This window comes from Francisella persica ATCC VR-331 (genome assembly GCF_001653955.1).
Lineage (GTDB): Bacteria > Pseudomonadota > Gammaproteobacteria > Francisellales > Francisellaceae > Francisella > Francisella persica.
The window spans coordinates 859,709-872,164 of record NZ_CP013022.1 but is presented as its reverse complement, the minus strand read 5'-3'; the positions used below and the strand labels follow the sequence as shown (position 1 = coordinate 872,164).

Sequence of the window (12,456 nt, the reverse complement as noted above, 5' to 3'; positions counted from 1 at the left end):
ATAAGTTAAACCTATATATTAGCTATTATCTGTTCTTATCCTAAAAATCCTACTAACAAATATAAAAATAATGCTATTGCTGTACCACTAAAAGTTTCTACCGAACTCAAACCAGTCTTTTAAAATGGTGAATAACTAGGTTGATATAACCCTAATGCTACAATCACCCTAACATTAGCACTACTCATTTGCATAGCATTCTCAAGGCGTAGACTAGTAGTGAGTACACTAATAGCTACAGCTAAAATCATAACATAATAGTAATAAAATAGATGTAAAAATAAATGCTGTAACACTACCAATCACAGAGCCTACTAATATTTTTTAAAGCAGCTAAATACGAATCTCTAATACTTAATTGTAAGGTTGTTGAAACTGTAATCAAACACCAAAAGACTCCAATAATTGACTGGCCACGACGCAACAAGCTCGACATATAAAAACCTAATAAAAAATATACAAGCAGCTATCGCTATTTCAAAGCTTATATAGATGTTTTTGTATAGTTGTGGCGTAGTAGAAATGTTTATTGTTAACTTTCATGAATAACCTCAAAAAACTCTCTGTAAAACTCCTCACCCTCAAAATCTTCTATAGTTGGAAACTCATTATAGAAAAGCTTGAAATAACTATCATCTTCTAGAGCATTAAAATTATGCTCTGAAGACTTTATTACATTTTGCCAAGCTAGTTGTTTTTTCTTATCAGTATTATTTTTAGGATTATAAATAACTTCAACCAAAGATAAATATACTAGTTTAGGTTTAGTTACTATCTGCTCAGCTTGATTTATATAATGCTCTAGCATTTCTTTAGCTGTTGTATAGCCGATATTTTTTAATCTAAATTCTTTTATTTGGTCTTTTTCTAGCCCATAATAAACTGCAAAAATATCTCTTTGCTCACTATATGCTACTAATAGCGCTGTTAAATATAGTTCAAATTTCTTTCTTATACTTAAACTTGATGGTGTAAATAACATGATTTTATTATCATTAATATAACAATTAGCTTCTAACTCATAACCTAATATTTCTTTATGAAAATATTTACTCTCATAACTAGCTAAATCGACAGTATCTAATAGCTTTTTGATATTCTCAACTTCTAAGTCAATCTCAGTATCAGTAAGTACAGATTCTGGAAACTTACCACTTAATTTAGCTGTTTTTATTGTTAGATTTTTATCTTTATTATTACTTAAAACATTAAGTAGTTCTTGTCTTAAACTATGCTTTGCTAGACTATCAACATCAAATGGCTCACTGTCTTCTAGCTCTTCAAAGTTATCTTCTAAATACAGATCTAAACCATAATTTGCATAAGCTTTAAGTGGATTATCAAATATTTTTGCTAATTTTGATATAGTAAGATTTTGTAATAATTTACTATAATTACCATCATTTATGGATTCAGTTATCAAGCCTGACGTAAGAATACTAGTACCTATTCTCCTTTGGTACGAAGTGGTTACAGTCGTAGACTGATGGAGTAGTTTTTTGTCATCATAAAAAGCTATAGACTGTGCTTGTAATAGCTTCAACCAAGCCTTATCATAACTTCTATATTCATCTGAATAACACTTAGGGCTAAAGGCATGTAGTGGGTATTCCTTTATATCACTTATTATATTTTTTATTTTAGATTTGGACTTTTTCTTATATTTAGATTCATCATCTGGTGTATAAAAATCATAATTTGATTGTAAGTAGCTAATCAACTCTTTAAGTATCAAGCTTGGCTGTTGCTCTGTATTTGTTTTAACACTCCTACCAATATAACTTATATACAAATAATCCCTCGCTGACAAAATTGACTCTAAGAATAAATATCTATCATCATCACGTTTAGTTCTATCACCTGTTTTTCTACCAAGTCTTGCCATTAGATCAAAACTAATAGCTGATTCTTGGCGTGGGAATTTACTACTATTTAGTCCTAGCATAGCTATAATCCTAAACGGTACACTACGCATCGCTGTCATTGAGCAAAAAGTAACTTTTCCATTTAAGAAATGGTTATTTATAATTGGCTCTGATAATTGAGAAATTAAACAATATCTAATTGTATATAAATCAATCTCTTTATCAGCTAATATATTCTTAGCTGTTGTCATTGTCTTTGCGATAATATCTTTTATTTTTTTAGTGATATATTGATCTTCTTGGGTGATATCAAAAATATTATCAAACATTTCTAAAAGATAATCTTGCCATGCTGCAAAACTTCTTGTTTTAAGTAACTCTTGAGAGTACTCTCCTAAAAGCTCTAGTAACTCATATAACCTACCAAGCTCGGCAATCTCACTTCCCTCAATAACTGGTACAGTCATTAATTTATCATCAATAATATAGCTACTATCACTATAGCTAAAACCAAAAATCAGTCTTTTTAATCCCCAGCTCCATGAAAATGTTTGATCATTATTACTATGGTGAATACATGCCTGCTTTAACCAATAACGAATAGTTTCTAGCTGCTCATCAAAGATTTTAAACTTCTGTTGAATTGCTGGCACAGATAAATAATCTAGTATTTTATTAACTTCAAAATTACTCTCTGGTAACTGTAAAAGCTCAATAAAGCTAGCTGCTAAAGGTTCTGAATCGAGAAGTGTCCTATCTGCTATTGAACAATGGAGCTTTTTATCTGTTGGATATCTTGAGAAAACACTATCAATATATGGTGAATAATCTTCAATATTTGGACACATTACCAAAATGTCACGAGGCTTAATACTTGGATCGGCTTTTATCATATCCAAAAGCTTATCATGCAAAACTTGCACTTCTCTAAGTTGGCTATGACAAGAGTTAATACTTATAGTTAAATCTTTTTGTTTAGTGTGATTTTGGCAATCTAACTCAAGTAAATTTCTTTGTAAGCTAACTAACTGACTTTGATTATTATTCTCAAGTTTTGTAAAATCTAATTCACCCGTATCAAACTGTTCAAAAACTTCTAGTTCTTGTTTACCTTCATTTAAAAGTAGTTCTCTAAAAAATTCTTTCCCTTGCTGACCAAGGTTTGCTAAAAGTGGCTGAATTTCGTAATCATCATTATCTAGCCATACTGAGATTTTATCTTTGCGTAAGTCATACCAATACTCACTGCATGGATTAATATACAAAATATGTAAATTAATATACTTAGCTAATTCAAATATAAATTTAAGATTTTTGGGTGATATTGTATTGACCCCGAAGATATAAATATCATTTGATATATTTAACTCTCGTAGGTTTTGTTTACCAAGCTTTTGTATTGCTTGTGTTTTCACTTTATAAGGTGTATCAGGCACTTGTGCAACTAGATTTTGCCACAACTGCATCTGCCAATCCTCATCATCTTCAGGGTTAGATAAGTTTATGAATTTATTTTGCTCCCAAGCTTCTAACCAGTCTGTACGGTACGATAGATATTTTGAAAAAACCTCGGCTATTTTAACTGCTAATTTATATTTTTTAAGGTCACTATCTTGATAATATTCTCTAAGTTTAAGGATATCTATATTATCTAAGCTTTTAAAGACTCGCCAAACAAGAATATCCTTTGTATACGCTTTTTTATATTCTTTTTTGCCAGTTATTTTATAACAAATATCTAAAATATAACCATTGATCATATCATATTTAAGGTTCATTGCAATATTACGATTTTCCGCTAGTTGCATACTTAGCCAATGTTGCATACCACGGCTACCAATAATTAACTGTGTCGGTGTAAAAATATCTTTCTGTTCAACATCTAAAAGCTTGGATAAAACCTGTACAAGATACTCTAATTTGTTTGAAGGGTAAGTATATAATGCCATGTTTTGTCAATCATAATAGTTATATAAGCTATTTTAGCAAATCAACACTACAAAGATTAATATTTATCTTAAAAATGAATTTTTAGGTTTGAAAGTTTGAATAAGCTAAAAAGAGTTAGCATAAGCTTTTTGCCAAGCTCTAGCAAAACTTGCTGGAATGTTACCATCAACTAAACAATTCTCTGGAATAAAATCATACAAATCTGCGTATGATTTAATTTCATTAACAGATATACGCTTTTTAAGATTTTCAGGTCCAACATCATCAGCTGAAGTAAGCCCCATAGCTCCAATAATTTCTAAGCAAGATTGAATTGTAGCTTTATGAAAGTTATAAACTCGATACATTTTGTCTTCAACTACTAAAGCTTTTTTAAGGCGTGGATTTTGTGTCGCCACACCAACCGGACAAGTGTTGTTATTACATTGTCGTGACTGAATACATCCAATAGCAAGCATCATTGCTCTAGCTGAGTTACAAATATCTGCTCCCATAGCAAATAACCTAACCATATCAAAACCTGTAGCTACTTTACTACTTGCGATTATACGAATCTCATTGCGTAGGCCACAACCAACTAAAGCATTATGTACAAAGATTAAGCTATCTTCTAAAGGCATGCCGATATGGTTAGAAAACTCAAGTGGTGCTGCTCCAGTTCCGCCAGCAGCTCCATCTACCGTTATAAAATCAGGTTTTATCTCTGTCTCAAGCATTGCTTTACAGATGGCCAAAAACTCGACATGACTACCAATACATAGCTTAAAGCCAATTGGTTTTCCATTAGAAAGATCTCTTAGCTGTTTAATAAAATGGCAAAATTCTAGTGGCGTCGAAAAAGCACTATGCGCAGGTGGTGATAGTACATCTTTATCCATTCCAACACCCATAATTTCGGCAATTTCTGGAGTTATCTTAGCTGCTGGTAAAACCCTACCATAAGATGGTTTAGCCCCTTGAGATAACTTAATTTCTATCATTTTAACGCTATCTAAATTTGCTTTTTCAGCAAATTTCTCTGCTGAGAACTTACCATCTTCAGTTCGACAACCAAAATAGCCTGTGCCAATTTGAAATACAAGATCGCCACCTTGTAAATGATACTTAGTCAAGCCACCCTCACCTGTACATTGATAGAAACCACCAAGCTTAGCACCTTTATTCAAAGCCATAACAGCATTTGAAGATAATGCACCAAAACTCATTGCTGATATGTTCAGATGCGATACCATATACGGTTGTTTACAATCAGAACCACCAAATTTAACTCGTGTCTCAATCTCATTAAGTTTCTTAGGCATGAGTGAATGTGTTACCCATTCATAACCAACTCTATCAATATCTTTCCCTGTACCAAATGCAATAGTATCATTAATACCCTTAGCACGACGATAAATTGTTGAACGCAACTCTCTACTAAAAGGTTTTTCACCCTCGTTATCAGCTATAAAAAACTGCTGAATTTCTGGACGCAAGAACTCAAGTATATAGCGCATATGCCCAACTATAGGAAAGTTTCTTAGAATAGAATGCTTTTTCTGAGTGACATCATATATAGCTATCACTGATAAAATTGTAATAAAACCAATACTAACCCATATTGGAGCATGTAGTAATGAAAGTGATAATAGTACTATTATAACAATAATAGCAAAGCCTATATACCATTTGCAACGCTCACTAATATACATTAACTTATTCCTTAAATTTAATAAATTATATTTTGGGTAATTTAGCATGTATCTTAACAAGATAAAATCTCTAAATTCTGCTCTTATAGGAATTATCTATTTTTTTAGTATACAGTTTTAATCAAATATTTTTCAACTAATTAACATAAAGATTATTTGTTTTCATAATATCATCTGCTTAAGAGTTGCTTGCTAAGGACATTATGAATAAAGACTTTTTTCATAATAGTATTTGCTCTTTCTAACCTTATTGTAGCATCTCTATTAATTAGGCATTCTGAAGTTGGTCCAATCTCAAGTTTTGTCTATAGATTTATTAATCACTTGTGTATTTCTGTATTCATATTTTAGCTATTTCAAAAAATGAAGAAAAACTCTCAAAAAAAATCTTTTTAAGACTGGTTTGTTTTTAGCATTAGACTTGCTTTCTTAGTATATCTTTGATATGTACATCTATCGCAGAAGCTAGTCTTTTGACAAATTTATGTCCATTTATCACAACTTTTATAGCAATTATATTTTCTAAAAGAGAAAGTTTCTTTAAAATATTATTTGTTATTTTACTAGCATTTTTGGGTTTGCTGCTGTTAATGAGCCAAAATGGTATAATTGCCTAGCATCTTTTGAAAAATTTGCTTGCTATTGAATCAGGCTGTATTTTACGCAATTTTTATAATATTTTCTAAGCAACTTAGAAATGCTCTACTTTTAGAATGATGTTTACTGCATCTTTAAGTGGCTCAGTAGTCCTTTTCATATATAGCTTTATTGGTCATCTACTTGGAAATATACTTTATATCAGCCGTATTTAACATATTTCATTAGCTATGAGCTCTTTTAGTTTTACTAATTAGTCATTTGCTTTATAGTTATTTATTTAGAGAGACTTTCTCAATACAGCAACTAGCAGGAATGTTTATCATAATAGCTTCAGTTTATTTAGGTAAAAAAAATGCTAAATAATAAACAAGACAAAAAGGCGTAAACGTTTGTTAATATTTTTATAAAAAACGAAAACTCTTTTATTACTATATATATGATGCTTTAAAAATTGAATCATGTAACTCTTGTGATGAGTCATCAGGTCTAGTTTAAATCACAAAATTAAGGTCTCGAGCTTTTTTATATAACTTATTTTAATAATACTTTTTTATGGTTATTTTCTAAAAGAAGCAACTTGATGTCCAACTTTAGTTTCAAGAGCATACCCACCGCTCTCTAATATTTATTCTTTATATCTTGTTTATAAAAATTATTAACTACATGATTCAAACTTACTTCTTGAACAGTATTTATTATCATATACGTAGTGTTTTATAACATATAATAAATCTTTGATTTTTTGATTTTCTACTAAGATACTTTTTCTTATCATTTTTTTAACTCCTTCATTTTATATAAAGCGCAGTTTTATTACACTTTCAAATATTAATCACTTTTGCTATAAATGGAAGTATTACACCATTCTTAGAAATATTTATTGATTAACTATCTTCTAAGGAAGATACCTATAAATAGGTTATTATATTTTAGTATTAGGTATGTTTGACTACAAAAATTATCTAAAACCTGCCTTTAAAAGAATAGGTATAAAACAAATAGAACTAACACAAAAGCTTGGAAAAAGTAATCAAACTATCAAAGGTTTGGTTGCTGGTACGAACTGCCCTTCTTATGATGGGCATATACAAGTAATGAAATTTAGGTTTAAAGGGTAACTACTGCCCTAATAATATTGCTGTAATAGCTGTTCTCTAATGTCATAGTATTAAGTTATTTTCAAGCTGGCAAATTTACCGAATCCCAAGAAAATATAGATCCCATAGATTATTTGTAAATCCCAGATACTCTTGTTCCAAAAAATGGCTTCCTTTAAAGGTTACAAAATGAGAGCATGCTATATGATTCCTCTGGGTCTCAGCTACTTAACTCAAAATATAACTCTGTATGAAGGAGAGAATATCTTAGTCGATCATAATCAAGTTAATCCGCAAAATTTAATTGATAAATTTGTAGTAGCTAGAAACTCTGTGATGGGACTATGTTAAACTTTTATACAGAGAAAATAATAGTTTATGTTTAATGCCGCTAAATTCAAAATTTCAAAACAATGATGAAATTCAATCTTGATGAGGCGATTATAATTGGCAGAGTTGTTAACTCTTTTAAATATAAGAAGTTTAAAAGCCAGACTATTTTAGCTATGTACTTTATCAAAATTGACTCCTATATTTTGACATTTTTACAGTTAAAATTCTGATTTTTAATACTTAAGGTATGAAAGAATTAGCAGAAACTAATTGATGGTTCTTAGTATACCTTTATTATAAATCATTATTTGCTTACATTTTCTTTATGGAGGAAGGTATAAATTATTACTTTATTGCCCACGGTTACTATTTTTTTGAGTAAGCATTTAAAATTTATGATTTTTTTCACAATACTTCTTTAATTTTGGAAAAACTCTTTGTAAAACCTTAAGTTTTATCTTTATTTTTATAATGGTCAAAAACGTAGTCTTGTACTAACTTAAGTGTAAATTATTAAGCCATGGGAATACCTGAAAACTTATATTTATAGCTCTGCAATCTATATTTGCTGCAAAAATGAAATTAATGGATATCCAATGCAGAATTAATAAGTAGCTAAAAGCATTCTGTTAAAATACTTTATGTAATTTCTTAATACTACAATTTGCTTTAGCTTATAGAGCCTCACCCAAAAGCTGTTCTTAAAACCATCTCTATAGAAGCTAAATTATTATAGTTATGAAGGGTTTGAACCTTATATATTATAATGTGTGTCAAGATTCTGTGGATTAAGATTGAGATTTATTTAATGTCATTACTTGATATTAATCATAAAATTAGTATAAACAATCAAAAAATAATGGAAAAAATATCTTTTATTGCACAATGCAGGAGGTGATCATAGTCTTTTATAGCCTCAATTTGAAATATTATTGAATATGGAATTTTGTTGTGTCACTATATTTGATTTTGCAGGCCATGGCAAGTGAAATACTAGAAGAAAAATCTTTAACTATTGTACCTAACGCAAATGATATTATCGAGTATGTATCCAGATAAATACCTATTCTACTACAATAATAGAGCCTAAACTATGGTGGTAATGTTGCATTAGAAATATTAACCAAAAGCCATTACTAGTATCAAACATTATTATGATAGATCCACCTATACTAATTTAAAATGAAATAAAATCATTCATAGAGCAGTATTATTTACTTGAATTAGATATGGTTATCAAGAAGTATATGCAAAGCAATTAACTGAAGAATCTTTTATTCAGACGTCTGATGATATTATAAATCAAGCATATAAAGTTTTCTATAAATTATCACATACAACAATGAAAAATATTTACAAAGATCTTCTAGACTTGGATTTGAATAATTCTTACCATCTGTGATTTGTATATTGACAGATGCTTCTTTATGTGATGCATTTAAATTACAAAATATTAATAGTAAAATATATACAGCTAAAGTGTTTGGTTTACGTATTGGCAAGCATTGAAGTACCTGATCAAATTAATGCATCATAACGGTACATTGAGATATTTTAGTATTAAGAGATAGAGATAAGTAGTGAGCTTAGGAAGCTATTGGTGGATATTCTCAACTATAACTAAAGTTGATTAATAGAATCTAACTTCATATTTGACATGAAATATTTGGAGTCTCTTTATCAAATATACTAACTCTCCCACGGCTCTCATCTATTTTGCGATATTTAAGTCTTGGTAGTATATATAATTTATCAAGTAACTTTTTATTCTGCTGATAAGTATCCTCTGACTGGGTATTTAACATCTAAATATCTGTATCTTGTAATTTTTGTTTTTCTTTCTCTATTTTATGATTCTTGCAACTTGCTACAAGTTATTATATTCAGAGACTTTCTCTCTTGCTTCTGCTATTTGTCCAATAGTTTATTTTGTCCATAGTGCAATTATATGTAATATCTATAGTACTAAATATGATTGCCCTTAAGGCCTGGCTAATAGCTATAATCCATCACCATTTATATAAGCTTTATCTTTTTTTAATTTTTTTATTTCTTTTTATATGAAATTGTTTAGCTAACATACCCAATGACAAACAAAAAATCTTAAGGCACCACAAAGTCAGATATTGGACAATACAAATTTGACACGGTATAAGAAAGTCAATATATCTCAAAGTATTGAATTTATTATTGTGATATGTAATGATACTTGCTGAAACCGAGGCTGGAATTAATGTATACAACTACAACCCTTATTATCAACAACTTAATACATAAGTAATAATTACAATATGTACTTTGTTAAAAGTAATCTCCTATTTTGACATTTTTTGATTGCTGCAAAAATCACAGTTAGCTACTACTTTCTAGGTTAAGATTTTAATATCTAATACTCTTAACTTTATTTTCTTACTATCATCTCCAATATATAACTTATCTATAGCTTTTATTGCTATATTCATAAATAGACACTCATCTTTAGTTTTAGTAAGATCTCTATGTATTCTAGAGTTTTCATTGTTAGCTAAGTAAGCTATTATACTTTAAAGCTTTCTATCTAGATTGTTTTAGATATACATCAGAATAGGCCCATAATCACATAGTATAGCATCCTTTATTCAATTTATACTATATACCCATGATTTAGTATTTGAAGGTGTTGCTTTTAAATAGAGCCTATTACCATCTCCATGGCTTACCATTTTTAACAAGGTAAGCTTTTTGATTTTTGTATCTGTTAACTTTCCATCATAATCCAAAAATACTTATGATTGTTATTAATAAAATATCTCAGTATGTACAAATACTATAGTATGTATTTTTTTTAGGTTTAGATGACATTTTATGATACAAGATAGCATAACAAACCTTTTGAAAGATTATTTTTATTATATTTGTAACACGTGATGATATTTATTAAAACAATAATATGGTGCCCGGGGCCGGACTCGAACCGGCACGGAGGTTAAGCTCCGAGGAATTTTAAGTCCCTTGTGTCTACCAATTTCACCACCCGGGCTAGTATGGAGGCTGAGGCCGGACTCGAACCGGCGTCTAAGGCTTTGCAGGCCCCTGCATAACCACTTTGCTACCCAGCCACACATTCAAAAGCATGGAGCGGGAAACGAGGCTCGAACTCGCGACCCCAACCTTGGCAAGGTTGTGCTCTACCACTGAGCTATTCCCGCTTTATTATAGTCATATATTACCTTATTTTGAGTAGTTGTCAATAGTGATATCGCTTTTAATTAATAAGAATTTATTTTAAAAAAATCTAAATTATTTTTAACTAATTATTAACATAAAAACTAATTTTGAATATATTTTGAATATTGTTTATAAACTTAACATTAGGGTTACTATTAAGATCAACATTACCATTATTATTGACTGGCTTGTACTTCTTGAGTGTTTTAGCATCAGCAATTAACATATTCAACAAAGCAGTTTCATTAACTGGCTTATTTGCTTTAATATGAATAGCTATATTTTTTGGATTTTGTAAAAATATTGCAAAAGCTGATAATATCTGTTGTAAGAGTTTGTCTTGCTGTTGTACTGCAAAAAGTTGTAATAAAGCTCCATAAGATCCTAAGATTTGCTGTGGTGTTGTATTTGGATCCTTATTTGTATAACGAGCTACTTTTTCAAGCAATCCAGAATTAGCAAATTTAATATCGACATTATTTAAACATAACTGATTAGTACAATCATAGAGATTAGTTTGATTTTGTGCATTTGTGCCGAGATACGGCAGTAAATTTAACTTGCCATCTACTACTGCATTAGCGCTTGTACTTAAGCTAGCTAAGCCATCTGCTTTTAGATAAAAGTTAGTATTACAACTAGTGCCCTCAAACTGATGCTGTGAAACTATTGTAAAATTTATATTGTTTTTATCTAAAGCTGAAAATACTTCGATTATAGGTGAACCTTTAGGGAAAAAGGTTTTTTCAAAATTAAGCTCAATCATAGAGCTAAAAGTGTTTGACTGTATGTAAGCATTATCTAAAGCATTACTAGAGCCATCAACAATATCATTGATTGTTGTATTAGCTAAATCAACCCCATGAATAACAATATTATACTTAGCATAGTTTTGTGAACCTAACTTACCATCAACTTTTAATATCAACTGACCAGGATTTTTACCCAACTTAGCATTAATATCTAAAATAGGCATTTGCTTATAATCTTTACCAAGATATTTATTAGTGATATCTTTTAGAACTACTGATAAATTAGCATCAAACTCAATAGCTTTGATCTTAGTATCCATAGATTTACCAAGTAAAGTTGCTATAAAGTCTGTGTTAACATTAGTGTTAGGTAAGTCGATATCTCTTAATTTAGCATCTGCTTTTAGCATTGGCTTATTATTTATCTTAGAGTCAAGACTATAGTTAATTGTACTATTGTTATAATTATAATTAATTTCTAAATTATAGATAGCTTGTCCTAAACTGGTCATAGCAATACTAAATAATCCTTGATTTTCAGACAACTGTTTAGGATCTACTTTTGCACTGACTAGATTACTGTTAGCCACAGCTGCTGCTAAATTAGCTATACTCAAACCTTCTACTTTGATAGTAAAATTATTTTTGATAGATTGATTAGCATATAAGCCTTTGAAAATAATTTTATTTATAGTTATATTTGGATTTTTTGAGTCGCTGTTCATTATTAGAATATCTGATGCTACAATACTACCCTTATCATCTTGATTAATTTCACCTATAGTTATCTGTGTTTGATATGGGAATAGAGAATCAAGGTTACTTTTTAGTATACTTTTAATATTATCCTGCTGTTGGCTACTTAAATGCTGAGTATTAGTAGTTGGTGCAGCATATAAGACTGTAGCAAGTGTAGCAGTACATATCAATGTTAATAAGAATATTTTTTGTAAGCGCATAT

General features: G+C 29.8%; 3 protein-coding genes, 3 tRNA genes and 3 pseudogenes. 2 read left to right on the top strand and 7 right to left on the bottom strand.

Translation table 11 applies throughout. The features are described 5' to 3' along the window. Positions 1-18: 18 nt before the first annotated feature. The 3 genes and pseudogenes from FSC845_RS03965 to FSC845_RS03955 form a co-directional block, all read right to left on the bottom strand. Positions 19-543: pseudogene (locus FSC845_RS03965) on the bottom strand (FUSC family protein). Beyond that, entirely contained in the window at positions 533-3,814 is a 3,282-nt protein-coding gene (gene recC / locus FSC845_RS03960; RefSeq protein WP_064460817.1) for an exodeoxyribonuclease V subunit gamma, read from the bottom strand. Before recC ends, FSC845_RS03965 begins: the two are co-directional and overlap by 11 nt. A 105-nt stretch (positions 3,815-3,919) precedes the next feature. Next, the gene (locus FSC845_RS03955; protein ID WP_064460816.1) at positions 3,920-5,506 is read right to left on the bottom strand and encodes an FMN-binding glutamate synthase family protein; all 1,587 of its coding nucleotides are present in this window, start codon (positions 5,504-5,506) and stop codon (positions 3,920-3,922) included. Between the two features lie 207 nt (positions 5,507-5,713). Between FSC845_RS03955 and FSC845_RS08840 the strand changes: the two are divergent. Further along, a pseudogene (locus tag FSC845_RS08840) lies at positions 5,714-6,491 on the top strand (EamA family transporter). Between the two features lie 556 nt (positions 6,492-7,047). Then, a pseudogene (locus FSC845_RS03950) lies at positions 7,048-7,688 on the top strand (LexA family protein); the annotation flags it as partial. A gap of 2,778 nt (positions 7,689-10,466) precedes the next feature. Here the strand turns inward: FSC845_RS03950 and FSC845_RS03940 are convergent. From FSC845_RS03940 to FSC845_RS03925, 4 genes are all read right to left on the bottom strand, one after another. Continuing rightward, positions 10,467-10,555 (bottom strand) — tRNA-Leu (locus FSC845_RS03940). Positions 10,556-10,560: 5 nt separating this feature from the next. Further along, positions 10,561-10,634, bottom strand: a tRNA-Cys gene (locus tag FSC845_RS03935). Positions 10,635-10,649: 15 nt separating this feature from the next. Continuing rightward, a tRNA-Gly gene (locus FSC845_RS03930) sits at positions 10,650-10,724 on the bottom strand. Between the two features lie 101 nt (positions 10,725-10,825). Beyond that, positions 10,826-12,454 (bottom strand): hypothetical protein, encoded by a 1,629-nt coding sequence (locus FSC845_RS03925; RefSeq protein WP_064460814.1) that lies wholly within the window; start codon positions 12,452-12,454, stop codon positions 10,826-10,828. Positions 12,455-12,456: the final 2 nt, after the last annotated feature.